Genomic DNA, 20,792 nt, shown 5'->3' on the forward strand with positions numbered 1-20,792 from the left:
CCCGTTGTTTACCCGTGCCGCAAATCGAGCGTGAACGGAAATTCCAGGCTGCGCGGCGGCGCTTCCACGACGAGCGGACCGGGCGTATGGCCCATCGTGAAGAAGCGCGCGCGACGCCTGCTTTCCGCTTCGTATGCATTCACCGGGAACGTCTGGTAATTGCGCCCGCCCGGATGAGCGACATGATACTGACATCCGCCGATCGAACGCCCCGTCCACGTATCGACGATATCGAATGTCAGCGGTGCGTGCACGCCTATCGTAGGATGCAGCGACGATGGCTGCTGCCATGCGCGAAAGCGCACGCCCGCGACGAATTCGCTGACGCGCCCCGTCGGCTGCAGCGGCAGCGGCACGCCGTTTACGGCCACCCGATGACGGTTGTCGTTCAGGCCCAGCACCTTCACTTCGAGCCGCTCCACCGACGAATCCACATAGCGCACCGTCGCGCCCGCCGAGCCCTCCTCGCCCATCACGTGCCACGGTTCCAGCGCGCCGCTGATCGTCAGCGCGATACCGTTCGCGTGCATCTCGCCGATGGCCGGAAAGCGGAACGCGAAGTGCGGCGCGAACCATTCGCTGTCGAACGCATAGCCCGCGTCACGCAGATCGTCTAGCACGTCGTCGAAATCCATCTGAACGAATGTGCCGAGCAGGAAGCGGTCGTGCAGCTCGGTGCCCCAGCGCGTGAGCCGCGCCGTGTACGGCGTTTTCCAGAACCTCGCGACGAGCGCGCGCAACAGCAGTTGCTGCACGAGGCTCATGCGCGCATGCGGCGGCATTTCGAAGCCGCGCAGTTCGAGCAGGCCGAGACGCCCCGTCGGGCCATCGGGCGAATAGAGCTTGTCGATGCAGAACTCGGCGCGGTGCGTGTTGCCCGTCACGTCGATCAGGATGTTGCGCAGCGCGCGGTCGATCATCCACGGAGGCAGCCGATCGCTTCCGGCGTTGTCCCCACTGCCGCCGAGCCGGTCGACCTGTCGTTGCAGTTCGTCGAACGCGAGTTCGAGCTCGTAGACCTGATCGTTGCGCGCTTCGTCGACGCGCGGCGCCTGGCTCGTCGGTCCGATGAAAAGCCCTGAAAACAGATACGACAGCGACGGATGGTTGTGCCAGTACGCGACGAGGCTCGCGAGCAGTTCGGGGCGGCGCAGGAACGGACTGTCGGCGGGCGTCGCGCCGCCGAGCACGAAGTGATTGCCACCGCCCGTGCCCGCGTGGCGGCCGTCTAGCATGAACTTCTCGGTGCTCAGATACGACTCGTGCGCGGCCTTGTACAGGAACTCGGTGTGATCGACGAGTTCGCCCCAGTTCTTCGCCGGATGGATGTTCACTTCGATCACGCCCGGATCGGGCGTCACCTGCAGCACGGACAGACGCGGATCGCGCGGCGGCGGATAACCTTCGATGACCACTTGCATCTTCAATTCGGCGGCCGTGGCTTCGACGGCGGCCAGCAGATCGAGATAATCGTCGAGCGCCGTGAGCGGCGGCATGAAGACGTGCAGCAGCGCGTGACCGTCGCCGGCGGCATCGGCTTCCGCTTTCGGTCCCGCCGCGCGCGCGGGATGGCGGGCCTCGACGCACAGCGCGGTGCGAATCACCGACGACGCCGATTCGCCGCGCTCGGGCACGCGGTCCTCTCGCGCGGCACCTGGCCCGAAGCCGCCCGTGCCCGTTGCACCAACGCTTGCGCCTGCATCACCGCTACGCGCCTGCGCATACGACACGCCCGCATACTGCAACCTCAATTCCGCCGACGTGCGCAGCGGCGCAGCCTCGGCAAACGGATCACGTGCATGCTGATACGGATAGTCCGCCTTCGTGACCCACGGCAGCGAATCGAGCGGCAATCTGAGACCCATCGGCGAATCGCCGGGAATCAGGTACATGCGCTCGTCGCGGAAGAACCATGCGCCGCTCGTCCAGCCGCGCGCGCCTGTGCCGCCATCGGCGCGCGCGAGCGGCAGCACATAGCCCGTCACGCTCGACAGCCCCGCATCGAACACGCGCCGCAGACGCGCGCGCTCCAGTTCGTCGTCGAGACGCGAATCGAACGGATCGACATTGACGGGCAAGCGCCGCTCGCGCCACAGGTAGTACCACGTGTCCTCATGGCCCGCGTGAACGTGCTGGCTGTCGACGCCGAGCTTGTCGGCCAGCAGCGTGATGAAGCGGCGCGCATCGTCCGATGTGTAGCGGCCGGGGCTGCGCTCGTCGGCGAAGAGCGAGGGGTCGTGCCAGCACGGCTCGCCGTCCGCGCGCCAGTACAGCGACAGCGCCCAGCGCGGCAACTGCTCGCCCGGATACCATTTCCCCTGCCCGATATGCAGAAAGCCGTTCGCGCCGTAGTACGCGCGCAGCTTGTCCATTAGCGCGACGGCATAGCCGCGCTTGGTCGGGCCGAGCGCATCGGTGTTCCATTCGGCGGCATCGCGGTCGCGCACCGCGACGAAGGTCGGCTCGCCGCCCATCGTCAGGCGCACGTCCATAGCGTCGAGCCGGCTGTCGACGTGCGCGCCCATCGTCAGCACGTCGTCCCACGCGGCTTCCGTATAGGGCCTCGTCACGCGCGGCGTTTCGAGCACGCGCGTGATCGACATCGCATGCGCGAACTCGACTTCGGACTCGTCGACGGAACCGGAGATCGGCGCGGCGCTGCCCGGCTCCGGCGTGCACGCGACGGGGATGTGGCCCTCGCCCGCGAGCAGCCCCGAAGTCGGATCGAAACCGATCCAGCCCGCGCCCGGCAGGAAGACTTCGCACCACGCGTGCAGATCGGTGAAGTCGTATTCAGTGCCGCTCGGGCCATCGAGCGACTTCACATCGGGCGCGAGCTGCAGCAGATAACCCGATACGAAACGCGCGGCGAGCCCCAGCTGACGCAGCGTCTCGACCAGCAGCCAGCCGGAATCTCGGCACGAGCCTGACGCGTTGACGAGCGTTTCCTCGGGCGTCTGCACGCCCGGCTCCATCCGGATCAGATAGCGTATCTCGCGTTGCAGCCGCTGGTTCAGATCGACGAGAAAGTCGCTCGTGCGGCGCGGCGAGCGATCGATGCTCGCGACGAACTCCGCGAAGCGCGGCGTCATCTCGCGCTTGACGCGATAGGGCGCAAGCTCCGCGGCCAGCTCGGGCTCATACTCGAAGGGGAATTGCTCGGCGGCAGGTTCGAGAAAGAAATCGAACGGGTTGTAGACGGCCATCTCCGCGACGAGATCGACCGTGATCTTGAACTCCGGCGTGCGCTCGGGAAAGACGAGCCGCGCCTGATAGTTCGCGAACGCATCCTGCTGCCAGTTGATGAAGTGCTCTTCGGGCTCGACGCGCATCGAATATGACAGGATCGGCGTGCGGCAATGCGGCGCCGGGCGCAGCCGCACGACTTGCGGCGACAGTCCGACGAGCCGGTCATAGCGGTAGTGCGTGACATGGTTCAACGCGACACGTATGGACACTCCGGACTCCTGGCGAGAAGGGGCAGCCGCGAAAAGCAAGCTTCATGCCGTTGGTCGGCCGAAGCGTCGCCGCGAAGTGACGCTGGTACTGCGCTTGCATCGAACGCGTCGTCACATCATCGCTGCATGCCTCGACAAACGACACGGCCGCGTTGCATGCCCGTTCATGCGCACCATGGCGGCGCATGAGCGAAGCGAACGCGCACGCAATGTGCGCAAGCTCATCGACGTTATAGCGAAGCGGCATGAACATTGCGGGACCGCTCGCGCGCCGCCGCATGCCGCGCGTTGCACAGCGGTAGGTCATCACTTTCACATCAAAGGTCGAGGCGATGAAAGCGTTTCACTGCAATCGATGCGACCAGCGCGTGTTCTTCGAGAACGTGCTGTGCGAGCGTTGCGAGGCGCTACTCGGCTACGTGCCCGAACTCGGCGAAATCAGCGCATTCGAAGACGCGGGCGTTGGCCAGTGGCGCAGCCTGCACCCCGACGCGAAAGGCGCGCTGTACCGCCAGTGCCACAACTACGCGGTCGAGAACGTCTGCAACTGGATGATGCCCGCCGACGACCCCGACACGCTATGCCGCTCATGCCGCCTCACGCGCACGATTCCGAATCTCGCCGAGCCGAACAACCGGCTCTACTGGTATCGGCTGGAGACGGCGAAGCGGCGGCTGCTCTACACGCTCGCCGCGCTTGGCCTCGCGATCGAATCGCGCCAGGCCGACCCGGAGAACGGACTCGAATTCGATTTCCTCGAAAACATCGACGAAGCTGCGCCCGTGATGACGGGTCACGACAACGGCCGCATTACATTGAATGTCGCCGAAGCCGACGACGCGCACCGCGAAAAAGTCCGCACCGACATGCGCGAGCCGTATCGGACGCTGCTCGGGCACTTTCGTCACGAGTCGGGGCATTACTACTTCGAAAAGCTGATTGCGGGCACGCGCTGGCTCAAGCCGTTTCGCGAGCGATTCGGCGACGAGCAGGCCGACTACGGCGAGGCGCTCGACGCGTACTATCGCGACGGCCCGCCCGCCGAATGGGAGACGCGCTGCATCAGCGCGTACGCGACGATGCACCCGTGGGAAGACTGGGCAGAGACGTGGGCGCACTACCTGCTGATCGTCGATGTGCTCGACACGTCGACGGCATACGGGCTCGCGCTCTTGCCGCCCGCGTCGAACGAGCCGCGGCTCACTGACCAGACGCCCGTCGAGGAAGCCAGCTTCGATAATCTGATGAAGCGCTGGTTTCCTTTGACGGATGCGCTGAACAGCCTGAACCGCAGCCTCGGCATGCCCGACGGGTATCCGTTCACGCTCGCGCCGCCCGTCGTCGACAAGCTGCGTTTCGTGCATCGCGTGATCGCGCAGGCGTCCGCGCGCAAGTAGCCGCGCCGACGTCCGAACGATCGTGCGCCGGCGCGCGAGCACCGTCACTCGCCGTCACTTCTTCTGCAACAGCGCCTTCAGCTCCTCGACGTTTTCTTCGACCCGCTTCGCGATCACCGTGTACGAGTCGGCCTGCGTGCGATACGCGGCTTGCGTCAACTGCTGCATGTCGGCCAGCGCCTTGTGCAGCGCCTGCTGAACGAGCTCCGCCGTTTGCGCCGACGGCATGCCGCCCGTGGCCGCCTGCTTCTGCACGACCTCCTGGAGTTCCGTCAGCGTCGAGCGCAGCATTTCGGCCTGCTTTTGCGCGAGCGACTGCATGCCTTGCACGGCCGTCTGATTCGCGGCGATCAGCGCCTCGACGTCCTTACGGCGCGCTTCCATCACGGCGGGCACGTCGAATCCGGGCAGCTTGAACTGTTCGAATAACTTGTTGAATTCGGCGAACGGATTGGCGGCGTCAAAGGGTTCCATGCTCGATCTCCTTGGGGCGCGTCGATGGGGGAAATATGCCGCTCGCGCTCGAGCGTGCACACGGCTCGATCATGCCCGTTAATGCCGCGACCTGCCAGCGAACGGCAGGTTTATCCGTCTCTGGCCGCAAGACGGATGGATGCGTGTGCGCCGCGCGCTGCTGCGATGCAGAACGCCGGGGCCATTTTCTGCCCCGTCCCTGCGTGATCGACGCATGCTCCGCCCCCGATTCGTATCACGTTGTGATGCAGTCCGACCAGGCGCTCGATGCGGGTTTTCCCTGCATTCGCGGGCCCCGCCGAGGCCCGCCAGTACGGCGAAAGCGCGGATTTATATCACATTGGCATATATCCATGACCACAAGTTGTTTCCTTTCTGAGGGGTTTTCCCTTAACGTACGCCTGCCTCGCTCCCAACCAACAACCACAGAACAACACCTTGACCAGTTCCCCTTTTTTCCGCTGGCTGGCGCGTTTTTATCCGGCCGCGATGAACGTCAAATGGCCAGAGCGCATGCGCTCGGCGCTCGGCGCGCTGATCGGCATCGCCTTCACGGGCGGCAGCATGCATCTGCTGCTCGGCCCGAACGCGAGCATTCCGATGCTGGTCGCGCCGATGGGCGCGTCCGCCGTGCTGTTGTTCGGCGTGCCGGCTAGTCCGCTTGCGCAGCCGTGGTCGATCATCGGCGGGAACCTCGTGTCGGCGACGGTGGGCGTCGCGTGCGCGACGTTCATCTCCGATCCCGTCGCAGCGGCGGCATTGGCCGTGGCCATGGCAATCGCGGCGATGTTCGCGCTGCGCTGCGTGCACCCGCCGTCAGGCGCCGTTGCGCTGACGGCCGTGCTCGGCGGCCCCGCGATTCACGCGCTCGGCTTTCGTTTCGTGCTCGAGCCGATCCTGATCCAGTCGGCGGCGCTGCTCGGCGCGGCGCTCGTCTATCACGCCGTAACGGGCCACCGCTATCCGCACGCGGCGTCGCGCGCGACGCCCGCCACGCCGCAAGCGCCCGTCTCGGGCAACAACATCACGCGCGCCGACCTCGAAGCCGTGCTGAACCGGCGCGGCGAGCTGCTCGACATCGATCCCGACGACCTCGAAACGCTGTTCCGCGAAACGCAGTTGCAGGCCTACACCCGCACGTTCAGCGAACTGGCGTGCCGCGACGTGATGTCGACGCCCGTCGTCAGCATCACGCCCGACACGACGCTGCGCGCGGCAGCCGATCTGTTGCAGCGCCATTCGATCAAGGCGCTGCCCGTTATCGACAAACGCCAGCACGTGGTCGGCATCGTCACGCGCGCGGATCTCGCGAACAAGCCCAAAACGGCCGATCTGCGCCTGATGGACACGATTGCGGCGCGCTTCTTCAAGCGCGACGCGACGCGCGCGCAGCTCGTGAGCACCGTGATGACGACGCACGTGCGCACGGTCGCGACGGGCACGCCCATCGTCGAACTGGTGCCGCTCTTCGCCGACGACGATCATCACCACATTCCCGTCATCGACACGCATGACAGGCTGGTCGGCATCATTACCCAATCCGATCTGATCGCGGGTCTCTATCGGCAGACCCAGATGCAGGCCGAGGCGCAACAGCGCCCCGCCGCCGCGTGATGCAGTTCGCGTAGCGCTTTAAAGCAGCAGCAATATATCTTTTAGTCCGGCGATGCACAGGCATCGCCGGGTATATCATTTTGTGATAGATTTTCCGATTCCCCCTGGCGCGAGCAAGATGAAAGTTCTCACACGCACATTGAACAAAGCGGACTACAAACAGCTATCGGAGTTTCGCTATCAGATGCGGCGCTTCGAGCGCTTCTCCGAACAGGCCGCGCAGGGCGAGGGCATCACGCCGCTGCAATATCTGTTGCTGCTGCATATCAAGGGCTATCCCGATCGCGAATGGGCGACCATCGGCGAACTGGCCGAACGACTGCAGGCGCAGCACCACGGCGTCGTCGCGCTGGTGTCGCGCTGCGAGGCGCTCGATCTCGTTAAGCGCAAGATCAGCGAAACCGACCGGCGGCAGGTGGAAGTGCATCTTCTGAAAGCTGGAGAAAGGGTGCTCGCGCGCCTCGCCGAACTGCATCGCGCGGAACTGCGCTCGCTCAACGGCGCGTTCAGCATTCCGCAAATCGACCTTTGAAAATCGATCTTTAATCCAGCTGAACGCGGCAGTAGACACATGAGCGACAACTCTCACAAGCGGGACTTTTCCAGCAACGCACGATTGCCCGGCATTTCCGCGCTGGCGGCGGGCATCGGCTTTCTCAGCACGCTTGCGGCCTTCGTGCTGCTGAGCCTGATTCATCTGTTCACCAACCTCTTTTTCTTCGGCAGCTTTTCGTTCGCCGATCGCTCGCCCGCGACGAATACGCTCGGCGTGTGGGTGATCGCGATTCCCGTCGTCGGCGGATTGATCGTCGGCATGATGGCGCGCTTCGGTTCCGAGAAGATTCGTGGCCACGGCATTCCCGAAGCGATCGAAGCGATTCTGTTCGGCAAGAGCCGCATGTCGCCGAAGGTCGCGGTGCTGAAGCCGTTGTCGTCGGGCATCGTGATCGGCAGCGGCGGTCCGTTCGGCGCGGAAGGCCCGATCATCATGACGGGCGGCGCGCTCGGCTCGCTGATCGCGCAGTGCGTGCGGCTGACCTCGGCGGAACGCAAGACGCTGCTCGTCGCGGGCGCCGCGGCGGGCATGACGGCCGTGTTCGGCACGCCCGTTGCCGCCGTGCTGCTCGCCGTCGAACTGCTGCTTTTCGAATGGCGGCCGCGCAGCTTCCTGCCCGTCGCGCTGGCCTGCGCGGTCGCGGGCTTCGCGCGCGCAATCTTCTTCGGCACCGGTCCGCTGTTTCCGCTCGAAACGGCTGCGCCCACGGCCATTTCGCTGGTGTCGTGCGTGATCGCGGGATTGTTGTCGGGCGCGCTCGCGTCCGGTCTGTCGGCGGCGCTCTACAAGACGGAAGACCTGTTTCACAAGCTGCCCTTGCACTGGATGTGGTGGCCCGCGATCGGCGGCCTCGTCGTCGGCATCGGCGGCTTCATCGAGCCGCGCGCGCTCGGCGTCGGCTATGACGTGATCGGCGATCTGCTGCATCAACACATCGTCATCCAGGTCGCGATTGCGATTCTCGTCGTAAAAGCGGTGATCTGGGTGGTCGCGCTCGGCTCGGGCACGTCGGGCGGCGTGCTCGCGCCGTTGCTGATGCTGGGCGCGGGACTCGGCACCGTGCTCGCCCATGTGCTGCCGGGCAACGAGCCCGCGCTGTGGCCGCTCGTCTGCATGGCCGCGACGCTCGGCGCGACGCTGGGGGCGCCGCTCACCGCCATCGTGTTCGCGTTCGGCCTCACGCACGACGCCAATGCGCTGCTGCCGCTGCTCGCCGCGACGCTGGTCGCGCACGGCTTCGCGACCGTCGTGATGAAGCGCTCGATCATGACGGAAAAGATCGCGCGTCGCGGTTATCACATCTATCGCGAGTACGGCGTCGATCCGCTCGAACGGCATTACGTCGATGAAGTGATGACGCAAAAGGTCGACGCGATCGACGGCGCGGTTACTGTGGGCGACGCGCTTACGCAGTACTTCGGCGCGACGCAGAAGCGCCGCGCGTATCCCGTCGTGCGCGGCAACGGCATCGTGCTCGGCGTCGTCGATCGCGCGATGCTCGACGTCGTTCGCGAAGGCACGACGCGTCACACGCTAGATACGCCGCTTGCCGACATGCTGCAAGACCACTCGCTCGTCGTCGCGCTGCCCGACGAAACCTGCCGTCTCGTCGCCACGCGTCTTGCCGTGCACGATCTCGAACGGCTGCCCGTCGTCGCCGATCGCGATTCGATGCATCTGCTCGGCGTCGTGTCGCGCAGCGATCTCGTGAAGACTTCGTTCGCGCACTTCGAGGAAGAGCACAAGCGCGAGCGTTTTCGGCGCCTGACGTTCTCGTCCGGCAAGAAGCATTTCCCGCCCGTGCGCAAGACGCCGACGCATACGCACAGCTGACGCTCCCCTTTCTGCCGTCGATATTGCACGGCAAGTCGCGCGGCGCATCACACATACATCGCAAAAGAGCCGCGCGCCGGAACAGCCTTCCGGCACGTGACATCTAACTCCTCGAATCGCATTCAAACGCCTGCCCTTCATGACGATGGGCAGGCAACTTACCTTATCGAGGAGGCCTCAGATGAAATCCACACGCTGGTTACTCTCCGCGCTTGCGCTGACAAGCGCTTGCGCCTGGGCTCAAGGCTCGGGCCCGACCGATCCGCAGATCGCCGCGATCGTGGTCGCCGCGAATCAGGCCGACATCGACGCCGGCAAGCTCGCCGAGTCGAAGACGAATTCGAAAGACGTAAAGGCATTCGCGCAGCAGATGGTCAAGGACCATACGGGCGTCAACAAGGCCGCCGTCGATCTCGTGCAGAAGCTCGGCGTCAAGCCCGAAGCGAATCCCACCAGCGACAGCCTCAAACAGGGAGGCGAAACGAACATCGCGAACCTGAAGACGCTGCAAGGCGCGAAGTTCGACCGTGCGTATATCGATCACGAAGTGACCTATCACCAGGACGTAATCGACGCGCTCGACAAGACGCTGATTCCGAGCGCACAGAACGCCGAGCTCAAAGCACTGCTGGTGAAAGTCAGGCCCGCGTTCGTCGCGCATCTGGAGCACGCGAAGATGGTGCGGTCGTCGCTGCCGCAGGCGCAATGAACCGCGTGCGCAATGCCGTGCGCTGCGCGTGCACGCTGGCGTTGTTCGCCGCCGCAACGCCGGCGCTGGCGGGCACCTATGTCGTGACGATCGAGCAGATGCGCTTCAATCCGCCGACACTGACCGTGCATCGCGGCGACGAGGTCGTATGGGTCAACAAGGACCTCGTCGCCCACACCGCGAGCACCGACGCGAAGGGCTTCGATTCGAAGAGCATTGCGCCCGATGCGTCATGGCGCTACAAGGTAGGGAAGCCCGGCCGCTATGCGTACCGCTGCATCTTTCATCCGACGATGCATGGGACACTGATCGTCGAGCCGGCGCCATGACGACATGTGAATACGTGAGGAACGACACGATGGACGGCACGATTGCCGATATCCGGACGAAACCGCGGACGAATCCGCTATCCGATGACGACGCGGACATTGTGCGCCGCATCGTAGCGGGTGAGCGCGCCGCGTTCGAACTGCTGATGCGCCGCTACAACCGGCGTCTCTATCGGCTCGCGCGCGCGACGCTGCGCAACGATGCGGAAGCGGAAGACGCGTTGCAGGACGCGTATCTGAACGCATACCGCGCGATCACGCAGTTTCGCGGCGATGCGCAACTCTTCACGTGGCTATCGCGTCTCGTGCTGAACGAATGCTTCGCGAGGATGCGCCGCGATGCACGCCGCCAGAACCTGCTACCGATGCTGCACGATTGTCCCGACGACGAGCAGATGTCCACCGCCATGCACACCATGAACGCCCATCACGACAGCGCCCCTGATCATGCGGCCGCCCGCGCGGAAATCCGCGCGCTGCTGGAGCGCAAACTCGACGCACTGCCTGCAAGCTTTCGCACCGTGTTCATGCTGAGATCGGTCGAAGAGTTGAGCGTCGAAGAAACGGCGCAGTGCCTCGACATTCCCGAAGCCACCGTGCGAAGCCGTCATTTCAGGGCTAAAGTGTTATTGCGTGAATCGCTTGCCGAGGAAGTCGAGAAGATCGGTCCGGAGATTTTCGAGTTCGGCGGCGCGCATTGCGATCGCATCGTCGCAACGGTGCTGGAGCGCTTGCGCGAGTTGTAGCGATCGTGGTGCTTGGGATCAGCGTAAGCGCTAAAGCGCTAACCCTGATCGACTGCTCTGCTTGGGACCCGAGTAAGCGCTAAAGCGCTAACTCGGGTCGACCGCTCTGCGTGGGACCAGCGTAAGCGCTGAAGCGCTAACGCTGGTCGACAGGAGAAAGATCATGGCGCGAAGAAGTGGCTTGTTCGTGTGGGTCGTCATCGCCAGTGCGCTCGCCAGCGTGAGCGTACAAGCGCAGCAACAGATACGCATCCAATCGGGCACCTACGGCGCGAATTGCGGCGCGGCGCCCGGCAACGTCACGCGCGACCTGGCGAGCCGTTGCGATTCACACGCGACGTGCCGCTACATCGTGAACGCGAAGCTCGATCTCAAGCCGCATCCGTCATGTGCCGCCGACTTCGTCGCCGAATGGTCGTGCGACCATCGCGAGTTTCATCGCGCGATGCTGAGCGCCGGAGCAGGCAACGGCAGTTCGTTGATGATCACGTGCGTGCCTTCGACGGGCGCAGGCAAGTAACACACAAACGAGCCCACAAGCGCTTCAGAGATCGAGCGTCAGGCTGGCGTTCTCCCCTTCGACGACGGGATGCGCCATGCAGATCAATGCGTAGCCGTTCTCGACCTCCGCTTCCACCGCGCCGTCATACGCGAACTCGCCCGACAACACCTTCGTCGAGCACGCGCCGCACATGCCCGAGCGGCAGCTCGACTGCGCTTCGATGCCGTTCTTCTCCGCGAATTCGAGCAGGCTGCCGTGCTTCGGCAGCCATTGGACCGTGCGTCGCGAGCGCGCGAATGTCACCTGCGCGCCGCCCTTTTCGTCTTCCGTTGCCGCATGCTCCGCCGTTTGAACGGCAGTGATTGTGCGCTTTACGCTCGCGGGTCCAAACGCTTCGAAGCGAATGCGTTCGTCGGCGACATTCAATGCGCGCAGCCCTTCGTACAGATCGCGCATGAACTGCTCGGGGCCGCAGAGATAGAAGTCGTAGTCGTCGAAAGGCAGTGCGCGTTTCAGTTCGGCAATGCTCACGCGGCCTTGCGTCACGCCATCGGCAGACGCGCTCGCCGCGCTGTCGAACAGATGCATCGACACGGACGGATTGCGCGCCGCGATCTCCTTCAGATGCGCACTGAACGGCCGCTCGCGATCGCTGCGCGCGCCATGAAAGAAGAACACGGGCTTCGCATGCGCTGCGTCGCCCGCGCGCGCTTGCAGGTCGTGATGCAGCATCGCGATCATCGGCGTGATGCCGATGCCGGCGGAAATGAACACGGCCGGGCGCGGGCTGGCCGCGTCGTAGACGAACGCGCCGCGCGGCGCCATCGCTTCGATCTCCATGCCCGTCGCGAGATGCTCGTGCAACCAGTTCGACGCCACGCCCTCGCGCTTCACGCTGATCCGGTAACGACGCGCATCGTGCGCATCGGAGAGCGTGTAGGTGCGCGTCAACGGCGCGTCATGACCATCGGTGGGAATGCGGATCGGCAGATACTGTCCCGGCTGATACGCGGCCAACGGCGCGCCGTCCGTCGATTCGAAATAGAACGAGCGAATGGACGGCGTTTCTTCGACGACGGCCGCAACCTTCAGCTTGTGCCACGGCGACGCGGCCACCTGCTTGCTCTCCTTGCTGATGGTGTTGAAGGCCGCCGCGAATTGCGGCGCGTATTCGACTTCGGACCAGCGAAACGGCAACACGCCCTTGCTGCGCCGCACCTCTTGCACATGAAATCGCACGAGCCGCTCCGCACCTTCGAACGCCGTCAGTTCGGGGCCTTGCCAGATGATTTCGGCGAGCACGGCGAGATACAGCAGATCGCCCGTCGCGAAGTCGATGAAGAGCAGTCCTGCGCGCGGATCGTGCAGCAGATTACCGATCGTATTGAAGAACTTGTTGCCGCTGAAATCGGGCGTGGTCAGTGTCGCAGCATCGTCGATGCGCACGAAGCCCGGCGCGCCGCCGCGATGCGAGACGTCGACGCCACGCGCGAAACCGGCGTCGTCGGCCGTGTTCGCGCTCGCGATATAGAACGTGTCGGCGCGCGAGAGCAGCGCCCGGTCCGCGTCGCTCAGTTGCGTCGCGATCTCTTGCGGAGCGTATGCCGCATTCGCAGCCCGTTCGATGAACGTCGGCTTGCGGCCCTGGATGTACTTCGCGCAATTGCCGAAGCTCTGGCTCACTTCAAGCGTGACGGTGCCGCCATCGACCGCCGTCACCACGCCGTTGATCCTGTTGCGCCGCCGCGTATGCGGCTGAATGCCGAGCCCACCGATCAGCGCGCCCGTCTGCCAGCGTCCGTCGAGCGGATCGCCGGGCAATGCGCCGCCGTCGATGCGCAGCGTGCGCGCATCCGGCGACGACACGAAGCCCGGCTCGCCCACGCGCACGGTCGCCCACGGCTGCCCGCTCGCATCGACGCCGCCGAAGATCATGAACGGCTGCTGCGCGTAAAACTCGCGATGCTGATCGGGCATGTAGCGGCGAATGCCGCGGCGGCCCGAGGAATCCGCCTGGCTGTCCACGCCTGCGAGCCGCTGCGCGGCCAGTTCGTCGGCATGAAACGGCGAGGCTTCGATGCCCCAGCCGATCAGAGGAATGAAATCGGACATGATGCAGCTCCCGCGTCGCGGTACGTGAGGACGATGTGAATCAGACGTGCGGTGGAATCCTCACGCGGCAAGCAACCCCGCCTTCGTAACCGGCATCGCGACGAAACGCGGCAGCGCCTCGACGCGGCGCAGCCACGCGCGGATGTGCGGATACGGTTCGAGCGACACGCCGCCTTCCGGCGCATGCGCGATGTACGTGTGCGCGGCGATGTCGGCAATCGTCACGTGCTCGCCGGCGGCGAACGGCTTCGTCGCCAGCTCGCGGTCGATCACGTCGAACAGCTTCGCCGCGATGCCCTTCGCCGTTTCGTGATCGAGCGGCGCGCCGAACACGGTGACGAGACGCGCCGCGCACGGACCATACGCAATCTGTCCCGCCGCCAGCGACAGCCAGCGCTGCACGGCGGCCGCACCGAGCGGATCGTCGGGCAGCCACGACGGGTCGCCATAGCGCTTCGCCAGATACACGAGAATCGCGTTCGAATCGAACAGCGTCACGTCGCCGTCCTGGATGGTCGGCACCTGGCCGAACGGGTTGAGCGCCAGATACTCGGGCTTGCGGTTGTCGCCCGCGCGCATGTCGAGTTCGATCACTTCGAACGGCAGATCGAGCAAAGTCAGGAACAGCTTCACGCGATGGCCGTGACCCGAAAGCAGGGTCGTGTACAGGCGGATCGGCTGGGCGGGCTTGGCAGCGGGCATCGATAGCTCCAGGTTCGGTGGCGATGGACAGTGAATGGACAATGAAACGACAGCCTCAGGTTAGCGTGCGCTGCCCGCGCGCAGAAGACTGATAACCTTGGAAACATAATCCCTCGAAAGTGGACAATCGATCATGACGGACGTGCGCGACGTAAACCTGAACCGGCTGGCCGTCTTCGTCGCCGTCGTCGAGGCGGGCTCGCTGACGGCGGCCGCCGCGCGCCTCGGGCTCGCGAAGACGATGGTCAGCACGCACATGCAGCGGCTCGAAGCGGAGGTCGGCGCGAGCCTGCTCGCGCGCACGACGCGGCGGCTCCGCGTCACCGAGTCGGGACGCGCGTTCTACGACGCAAGCGTCAAGATCCTGCGCACCGCCGAGGAAGCGCTCGCCGAAATCGGCGGCGAAGAAGCGCCCGTGCGCGGCACGCTACGCGTCAGTTCGCCGATCGACTACGGCACGCTCGCCGTCGCGCCCGTGCTGGTCGAGCTGCGCCGAGCGCATCCGCAACTCGATATCGAACTGCTCTGCAGCGATCATCTCGTCGATCTGATCGCGGATGGCATCGACGTCGCGATTCGTCTCGGACGGCTCGCCGACTCCAACTATCGCGCGGTGAGGCTGGGCAGCTTCGAGAAGTGGGTCGTGGCGAGCCCGCAGTTCATCGAGACCTGGGGCGAGCCGCGCACGCCCGCCGAGCTGCCCGCGTTGCCGTTCGTCGCGCTCACCGTGTTGCCGCGTCCGCAGACGCTCGATTTGCGCCATACGGATGGCGGCACGCAGAGCGTGCGGTGCGAGAACGCGTTCCTCGTCAACACGGCCGAGGCCGCGCGCGCCGCGACGCTCGCGGGCGGCGGCATTGGACTGCTGACGGATTTTTCGATTGCCGCGGATGTCGCCGCGGGACGGCTCGTGCGACTGTTGCACGAGTGGTCGACGGAGCCCGCCGGCATTCAGGCCGTCTTCCCGCCGACACAGCACACGCCGCCGAAAGTGCGCGCGCTGATCGACACGTTCAGGATGCATCTCGCGCGCAACGGGTGATGATTGCGCGCCGTTCGAACGATGAACGGCGTGCGCCGCTGCCGTTGGGCTTCGCGCTTTGTTCCCAGGCGATCCAGCAAAAGTCGAACGACTGATTGTGGCGCCTCTTGCGCGGGCCCGCAGTTCTTCCCATTCGGCTCGCAACGCGTTTTCGTCGGTGACGATCTCGTACTGCGAATGCGTGTGCTTCATCGATGCCTCACGACAAACAGCCGCACGCGCGTCGCGCAAGGGACGCCGCGTGCGCAGTGGCGCCGCGTGTTGGCAAGTGTGTGCGTGGTGTGTGCGTGGCCGTACGGTTGCACGCGTTTCGAAAGTGGCGCGCCCGGATTCTCTTCCGCGAGCCTCGGGCAATCGTCCAGCCTCCGCTTTTCCGTACCGGAAATCATCTAGCAATCTGTACAGGTACTGTATCGGTCTGCGTCGCTACACTGTCGCAAACCGAAACTCTCGCGGAGCCATCCGATGTCCTTCGAAACCTTGAGCGCCCTGCCCGCCGGCATCCTGTTCGCGCTCGTCACGACCATCACGCCAGGACCGAACAACACGATGCTTCTCGCGTCGGGCGTCAACTTCGGTTTCCGCCGCACGCTGCCGCATATTCTCGGCATCAGTGCGGGTGTCGCGCTGCTGATGCTGTCGGTGGGTTTCGGTCTCGGCGAAGCGTTCCGGCGCTTCGAGGTGCTGTACACGGTGCTCGAAGTGCTGAGCGTCGCGTATCTGCTGTATCTCGCGTGGAAGATCGCGACCTCCGGCGAGGTGCAGGTGAAGAAAGGCGAGCGGCGGCCGATGCGCTTTCACGAAGCAATCGCCTTCCAGTGGGTCAATCCGAAAGCGTGGATGATGGTGCTGACGGCCGCGACCACGATTCATCTGAGCGCCGACTTCGGCATGAATGCGCTGCTGATGGCCGTGCTGTTCTACGTGATCGGCTTGCCGTGCATCTGCCTATGGGCCGCGTTCGGCACGGCCATGCGGCGCGCGCTGTCGAAGCCCGCTTATCTGCGCGCGTTCAACGTCGCGATGGCGCTGCTGCTGGTGGCCTCGCTGTATCCGATCGTGCTGCGCTTTTTCGCGTGACGCGCCGCGCCTCCGCACAATCGCCGGTGTTCGCCACGCTAGGACACCGTGCAACTTCTTCCAGCTTTGTGTCGTTTTTTGCCTGACTGTCGCGCGGCTCACACGTCCCTGTTTCGCGACTGGCATCTTCGTGAATTGACAGTAGAATACCCACGTCATAACCCCTGACGTCACGAGCGCGGGCCGCGCCATCCGAACCGATCCATTCAATGCGCATCGGCGTTCATCGGGCTCGCAAATTGCTCGAAGACGCAGGTTATCCGCAAGGCAAATTTTCCGGCGCTCGTGAGCGACACGCAGCGCCGGATTCGCCATTGACGAACGCAGACCGCACAGGTCGGAGGCGTTGCACATGGACGCAAATGATTCGCCAGACCGCGAGAGCGGCGCTCGGCAACCGCAAGACACGAGCTTTTTTCCATATGACAGCGAAGACCCGCAAGCCCCGCATTACAACTGGGTGCAGATCTGCCTGATTTCGGCGATGGGTCTCGCCGTCGGCGTGATGGGCACGGCCGCCTATGTGATCTGGTTCAGCCACGATCAGCAGACCTATAGCGAGGCCGTGCAGGCGGCGAGACGTCCGCCGCCGTCGGCTGTCGCCGTGATACCTGACGACGAATCGGCCGTCCCCGCGCGCGCCGCGCTGCCGACCAGCGCCGTGACGGGCCGCGTGATACCCGCAACGCCGACATCGCAGCCGCGCGACGCCGAGGCCGGTCAGGCCAATGACGCCAATCGCACGCTGGCTTCGGCGCAAGCCCCCGACGATGCAGTCGATCCCGCCGACACAGCCGACGCCACTGATCCCGCCGATGCCACCGACGATTCGCAGCCGGCCGCGCGTTCCGCACAGGCTGCGGCGGCCGGTTCCGCTGCTCGCGCCGACCGCGGCAAGCAGGCGTCCGTCGCGAGCCACCATGCGCAGCAACGCGCGAAGCCCAAGCAAACGTTCGTCTCCCGGCTGACGGCGATGTTCCGCAAGGTCGCCTACCATCGCGGCCGCGACCGGAACAACAACGCCGATCCGTATTCCCATCCCTGACCGGGCGGCGTGGAGGAGACCATCACGCCGTATCACCCTCCTCGCCCGCGCTGGCGTCCGCAGCCCATCGCAGTCGGCATGGCCGCACTGGTGTGCCTCGTGATCGGGCTGGTCTTTATCGCGATTCAGGTCAGGGCGCTCTACTCCGATCACTTTCAGCAGCAATACGCTGCGCTCGTGCTCGAAGCCGTCGAACGCGCGGAGAGCGCGCGCAACGCCGCGAGCCTGCTGAAACGGACCGCTCCTGCAAACGCGGCGCCGGCCGTCAATCAACCCGACTATCAGCAGGCGCTGAACGAGCTGCACGCGCGCGTCGCCGCGCTCGACGCGCTGATCGCGTCCAGTCCGATCCCCGCACCGCGCCTTTGGCAACCGCCTGATACAGCGAACGGCATCGACGACATGCAGCGCGCGCTCGCCGCCACCGAGGACTATTGGCGCGCTCGCCGCAACGACATCAACGCAGACGTCCGCGCGCGCACGCTGCGCGTGGCCAGCGTGCTCGCCGTGCTGATGGTCGTGGTGGGCGGCGCGCTGCTGGCGGCGCTCGTCGTGTTTGCGCGGCGTCACCGGCATCTTGCGGGGCTGACGCATCGGTTCCGGCATGCGGCGCAGCACGACGCGATGACGGGCCTGCCGAACCGCCAGCAATTCCTCGCGCGGCTCGAGCAGCTCGCGGCCGACCGAACGCCCGGAAAATGCGCGGTGCTCTTCATCGACCTCGACGGCTTCAAGCAGGTCAACGACACGCTGGGACACGGCGTCGGCGACGCTTTTTTGATCGCGGTCGCGCAGCGCTTTCGGCAGTCGCTGCGGCCCGGCGATCTCGTCGCGCGAATCGGCGGCGACGAATTCGCGGCGCTCGTGTCGGGTTTCGGCAGCGATAGCGAACTCGCGGGCATCGCCACGCGTCTGATGAATTGCGTCGGCGATACCGACACGCAGATGGGCTTGGCCCTCGTGCGCGCGAGTGTCGGCATCGCGACGTTTCCGGATCGCGTCGCCGATCACCGCCTGCTCGTCGCGGCCGCCGACAGCGCGATGTACGAAGTCAAGCGCAGCGGCAAGAACGGCTACGCATTCGCCACCCGTTCGATTCCGGGCGCGTGATCCGCGCGCAGGCCCGCCATGCAACGCCTGGCGCTGCACGCGCATGCGCGATCGTCAGAATTTGCAAATCCCGATCAACTTCCGTGCGGCGCTGCCGTTATATGGAAGCAATAGGGCGACGCGGTGCGCGGCGACTTTTGCGAACGGATCGGCGGTGGCGGCAGCAACGCGCCACATGCGCGTTCGTTCCGCTGAAGCACGAACGCACGATTTGGGCGAAATCGGCTCAAGCTTTTCAATTGGCTGTCGATAGCGCAGGGTATGGAAAAGAAACTCGCACAACGAATCGTCAGCTCCGCGCACCGCGCGGCCGAAGCGATCGCAAACGCCCGCATGGATCTTCCCGAGGTCCAGCAGGACCAGCTGTACAGCCGTGTCTTTATCGGGCTGCTGGAAGACAACGTTGGCGCGGAGAACATCGTCGAGCTGATCGACGCGCTCGCGAGGCCCTGACGCCGCGCGCGCCTTTCATCGAAGCGCGACGCGAAACCTTTCGCACGGTCTCACGCCGCAACGTCGCGGCCGATCCGTTCGATGAAGCGCCACAACGCGTCGTCGGTGGAATGCGGGACGTTGAAGCGGAACCACGCGCTCGGCGCGTCGTCGGGACGGAAATAGGAGCCGGGCGCGAGCCAGATTCCGTCCGATAGAGCCGCCGTCGCGATCTCGCCGGCGCGTTCGGGCTCGATTGGCAGGCGCGCGAACAAAAAGAGCCCGGCGCGCGGCCGGTGAAACACGTCGAGACCCAACGCGTCGAGCCGCTCTTCGACAATCGCATGCGCGGCGCGCAGCCTGTCGTTGACCTGCTCGACGTGGCGCGCGTAACGGCCTTCGTGCAGCACCTTGTCGACGATCCGCTCGATCGCCTCCGACGACGTCAGCCCCACCGCCATCTTCGTGCGCGCCAGTTCGCGCAGCACGTCGCGCTCGGCGACGACGTAGCCGCAGCGCAGCGCGGGCGTCACCGTTTTCGAAAAGCCGCTGATGTACAGCACGCGCCGCAAGCCTTCCATCGCCGCGAAAACGGGCGCGCCGGGCGCGCAGAGCTCGCGGCTCACGTCGTCCTCGATCACCCACATGCGATTGCGCTCGGCGATCTGCAGCAGCCGGAACGCGGACGCCATGCCATACGTCGCGCCCGTCGGGTTCTGCAACGTCGTGTTCACGAAGATCGCTTTCGGACGATGCTGGTCGACGATTTTTTCGAGCGCGTCCGTATCGATGCCCGCCGGCGTGCGCGGCACGCCGATCACGGTCAGGCCCGCGAGCTTGAGGATCTGCAGCAGGTTGCAGTAACCGGGATCTTCGACCACGACGGCGTCGCCCGCGCGCAGCAGCGTGCGCACGACCAGATCGAGCGCCTGCGTCGCGCCTTGAGCGAGCAGCACGTTCGACACGTCGACGGGCAGGCCGCGCCGGTCCATCTGCTCGGCGATCTTCGCGCGCAGCGGCGCAAAGCCGTACGGATGCCCGTAGTCGCCGAGACGCGCGGCGGGCACGCGGCTCATCGCGCGAAACGCGTGCTGCATGCCCGTTTCGTTGATCCACTCGTTCGGCAGCCAGCCGCCGCCCGCCTTGATCGGCACGGAATGATCGGCGAACACGTCGGACAGCAGCCAGGTCGCGGTGAGGCTCGGCGGCTGCCAGTCGACGGTGTTCGCATGCTCAGCCCGCGAATGCGGCGCAACGCGATAGCCGGAGCCGCGCCGCGCGATTACCAGCCCCATCGACACGAGCCGGTTGTACGCCTCCGTCACCGTGAACGTGCTCAGCGAATGCGACTGCGCAAGCTGCCGCACCGACGGCAGCAGCGCGCCCGCGCGCAGCCCCTGCGTGTCGATCGCGTGGGCGAAGCCTTGCACGACCTGCTCGACGAGCGTCGGCGCGGAACGGCGGTCACGGTCCAGTTCGAGTTCGATCATCTTCAGCGTCAAGACAGGGCGGCGGCTCGTTGTCGCACGCGGCCGCTAACAGCACAGTCGATGCGATTCGGCCAGCACAGTTAGCAGCGCAGTGAGTCAACTGTTTATGTCCGCCATTTAACCTCGGACGCTACAGTTTCGCTACCCATTCGAGGAGAAAC

General features: G+C 65.2%; 18 protein-coding genes. 13 read left to right on the forward strand and 5 right to left on the reverse strand.

The features are described 5' to 3' along the window. Positions 1 to 8: 8 nt before the first annotated feature. Complete coding sequence (locus BN2476_RS15850; RefSeq protein WP_087735093.1) at positions 9 to 3,458, reverse strand: transglutaminase family protein; 3,450 nt, start codon at positions 3,456 to 3,458, stop codon at positions 9 to 11. A gap of 332 nt (positions 3,459 to 3,790) precedes the next feature. Between BN2476_RS15850 and BN2476_RS15860 the strand changes: the two genes are divergently transcribed. Continuing rightward, on the forward strand, positions 3,791 to 4,855 hold the full coding sequence (locus BN2476_RS15860) for a zinc-binding metallopeptidase family protein (protein WP_087735095.1): 1,065 nt from the start codon (positions 3,791 to 3,793) through the stop codon (positions 4,853 to 4,855). Between the two features lie 54 nt (positions 4,856 to 4,909). Here the strand turns inward: BN2476_RS15860 and phaP are convergent, their stop codons facing one another. Beyond that, a complete protein-coding gene (gene phaP, locus BN2476_RS15865; protein WP_087735096.1) occupies positions 4,910 to 5,329 on the reverse strand; it encodes a phasin family protein in 420 nt (139 codons plus the stop codon). Positions 5,330 to 5,767: 438 nt separating this feature from the next. Here phaP and BN2476_RS15870 point away from each other — a divergent pair, with 438 nt between their 5' ends. From BN2476_RS15870 to BN2476_RS15900, 7 genes are all read left to right on the forward strand, one after another. Continuing rightward, entirely contained in the window at positions 5,768 to 6,943 is a 1,176-nt protein-coding gene (locus tag BN2476_RS15870) for an HPP family protein (RefSeq protein WP_438942880.1), read from the forward strand. Positions 6,944 to 7,061: 118 nt separating this feature from the next. Then, positions 7,062 to 7,475 carry a MarR family winged helix-turn-helix transcriptional regulator gene (locus BN2476_RS15875; protein ID WP_087735098.1) on the forward strand — a complete coding sequence of 138 codons (414 nt, stop codon included), beginning with the start codon at positions 7,062 to 7,064 and terminating at the stop codon, positions 7,473 to 7,475. A gap of 39 nt (positions 7,476 to 7,514) precedes the next feature. Further along, on the forward strand, positions 7,515 to 9,332 hold the full coding sequence (locus tag BN2476_RS15880; RefSeq protein ID WP_087735099.1) for a chloride channel protein: 1,818 nt from the start codon (positions 7,515 to 7,517) through the stop codon (positions 9,330 to 9,332). A gap of 181 nt (positions 9,333 to 9,513) precedes the next feature. Continuing rightward, a complete protein-coding gene (locus BN2476_RS15885; RefSeq protein WP_087735100.1) occupies positions 9,514 to 10,041 on the forward strand; it encodes a DUF4142 domain-containing protein in 528 nt (175 codons plus the stop codon). After that, positions 10,038 to 10,370 carry a cupredoxin domain-containing protein gene (locus tag BN2476_RS15890; protein WP_087735101.1) on the forward strand — a complete coding sequence of 111 codons (333 nt, stop codon included), beginning with the start codon at positions 10,038 to 10,040 and terminating at the stop codon, positions 10,368 to 10,370. The genes BN2476_RS15885 and BN2476_RS15890 overlap by 4 nt, the downstream gene beginning before the upstream one ends. Positions 10,371 to 10,399: 29 nt before the next feature. Next, entirely contained in the window at positions 10,400 to 11,116 is a 717-nt protein-coding gene (locus BN2476_RS15895; RefSeq protein WP_087735151.1) for an RNA polymerase sigma factor, read from the forward strand. A 163-nt stretch (positions 11,117 to 11,279) separates the two neighbouring features. Continuing rightward, positions 11,280 to 11,636 carry a hypothetical protein gene (locus tag BN2476_RS15900; RefSeq protein ID WP_087735102.1) on the forward strand — a complete coding sequence of 119 codons (357 nt, stop codon included), beginning with the start codon at positions 11,280 to 11,282 and terminating at the stop codon, positions 11,634 to 11,636. Between the two features lie 24 nt (positions 11,637 to 11,660). On the opposite strand, the gene BN2476_RS15905 is transcribed toward BN2476_RS15900, so the two are convergent. Both BN2476_RS15905 and BN2476_RS15910 read right to left on the reverse strand, forming a co-directional pair. Next, complete coding sequence (locus BN2476_RS15905) at positions 11,661 to 13,730, reverse strand: 2Fe-2S iron-sulfur cluster-binding protein (protein ID WP_087735103.1); 2,070 nt, start codon at positions 13,728 to 13,730, stop codon at positions 11,661 to 11,663. 60 nt (positions 13,731 to 13,790) lie between these two features. After that, the gene (locus tag BN2476_RS15910; protein WP_087735104.1) at positions 13,791 to 14,432 is read right to left on the reverse strand and encodes a glutathione S-transferase family protein; all 642 of its coding nucleotides are present in this window, start codon (positions 14,430 to 14,432) and stop codon (positions 13,791 to 13,793) included. A gap of 133 nt (positions 14,433 to 14,565) precedes the next feature. Between BN2476_RS15910 and BN2476_RS15915 the strand changes: the two genes are divergently transcribed. From BN2476_RS15915 to BN2476_RS15940, 5 genes are all read left to right on the forward strand, one after another. Then, the gene (locus tag BN2476_RS15915) at positions 14,566 to 15,474 is read left to right on the forward strand and encodes a LysR family transcriptional regulator (RefSeq protein ID WP_087735105.1); all 909 of its coding nucleotides are present in this window, start codon (positions 14,566 to 14,568) and stop codon (positions 15,472 to 15,474) included. Positions 15,475 to 15,939: 465 nt separating this feature from the next. Then, positions 15,940 to 16,554, forward strand: coding sequence for a LysE family translocator (locus BN2476_RS15925; RefSeq protein ID WP_087735107.1), 615 nt, complete (start codon positions 15,940 to 15,942; stop codon positions 16,552 to 16,554). Positions 16,555 to 16,906: 352 nt separating this feature from the next. Beyond that, positions 16,907 to 17,599, forward strand: a complete 693-nt coding sequence (locus BN2476_RS15930; RefSeq protein WP_087735108.1) for a RodZ family helix-turn-helix domain-containing protein — start codon at positions 16,907 to 16,909, stop codon at positions 17,597 to 17,599. A gap of 9 nt (positions 17,600 to 17,608) precedes the next feature. Further along, entirely contained in the window at positions 17,609 to 18,709 is a 1,101-nt protein-coding gene (locus BN2476_RS15935) for a GGDEF domain-containing protein (protein WP_087735109.1), read from the forward strand. Positions 18,710 to 18,970: 261 nt separating this feature from the next. Continuing rightward, positions 18,971 to 19,162 carry a hypothetical protein gene (locus BN2476_RS15940; protein WP_087735110.1) on the forward strand — a complete coding sequence of 64 codons (192 nt, stop codon included), beginning with the start codon at positions 18,971 to 18,973 and terminating at the stop codon, positions 19,160 to 19,162. A 50-nt stretch (positions 19,163 to 19,212) separates the two neighbouring features. Here the strand turns inward: BN2476_RS15940 and BN2476_RS15945 are convergent, their stop codons facing one another. After that, on the reverse strand, positions 19,213 to 20,631 hold the full coding sequence (locus tag BN2476_RS15945; protein WP_087735152.1) for an aminotransferase-like domain-containing protein: 1,419 nt from the start codon (positions 20,629 to 20,631) through the stop codon (positions 19,213 to 19,215). Between the last annotated feature and the right edge of the window lie 161 nt (positions 20,632 to 20,792).

The sequence above is a fragment of the Paraburkholderia piptadeniae genome, from assembly GCF_900007165.1.
Lineage (GTDB): Bacteria > Pseudomonadota > Gammaproteobacteria > Burkholderiales > Burkholderiaceae > Paraburkholderia > Paraburkholderia piptadeniae.

Bases quoted from the DNA above. Each gene is read 5' to 3' on its own strand.
- BN2476_RS15915 (WP_087735105.1), top strand. From the start codon at position 14,566: ATGACGGACGTGCGCGACGTAAACCTGAACCGGCTGGCCGTCTTCGTC.
- BN2476_RS15900 (WP_087735102.1), top strand. From the start codon at position 11,280: ATGGCGCGAAGAAGTGGCTTGTTCGTGTGGGTCGTCATCGCCAGTGCG.
- BN2476_RS15860 (WP_087735095.1), top strand. From the start codon at position 3,791: ATGAAAGCGTTTCACTGCAATCGATGCGACCAGCGCGTGTTCTTCGAG.
- BN2476_RS15930 (WP_087735108.1), top strand. From the start codon at position 16,907: ATGGACGCAAATGATTCGCCAGACCGCGAGAGCGGCGCTCGGCAACCG.
- BN2476_RS15875 (WP_087735098.1), top strand. From the start codon at position 7,062: ATGAAAGTTCTCACACGCACATTGAACAAAGCGGACTACAAACAGCTA.
- BN2476_RS15925 (WP_087735107.1), top strand. From the start codon at position 15,940: ATGTCCTTCGAAACCTTGAGCGCCCTGCCCGCCGGCATCCTGTTCGCG.
- BN2476_RS15880 (WP_087735099.1), top strand. From the start codon at position 7,515: ATGAGCGACAACTCTCACAAGCGGGACTTTTCCAGCAACGCACGATTG.
- phaP (WP_087735096.1), bottom strand. From the start codon at position 5,329: ATGGAACCCTTTGACGCCGCCAATCCGTTCGCCGAATTCAACAAGTTA.
- BN2476_RS15885 (WP_087735100.1), top strand. From the start codon at position 9,514: ATGAAATCCACACGCTGGTTACTCTCCGCGCTTGCGCTGACAAGCGCT.
- BN2476_RS15945 (WP_087735152.1), bottom strand. From the start codon at position 20,631: ATGATCGAACTCGAACTGGACCGTGACCGCCGTTCCGCGCCGACGCTC.
- BN2476_RS15910 (WP_087735104.1), bottom strand. From the start codon at position 14,432: ATGCCCGCTGCCAAGCCCGCCCAGCCGATCCGCCTGTACACGACCCTG.
- BN2476_RS15940 (WP_087735110.1), top strand. From the start codon at position 18,971: ATGGAAAAGAAACTCGCACAACGAATCGTCAGCTCCGCGCACCGCGCG.
- BN2476_RS15905 (WP_087735103.1), bottom strand. From the start codon at position 13,730: ATGTCCGATTTCATTCCTCTGATCGGCTGGGGCATCGAAGCCTCGCCG.
- BN2476_RS15895 (WP_087735151.1), top strand. From the start codon at position 10,400: ATGGACGGCACGATTGCCGATATCCGGACGAAACCGCGGACGAATCCG.
- BN2476_RS15890 (WP_087735101.1), top strand. From the start codon at position 10,038: ATGAACCGCGTGCGCAATGCCGTGCGCTGCGCGTGCACGCTGGCGTTG.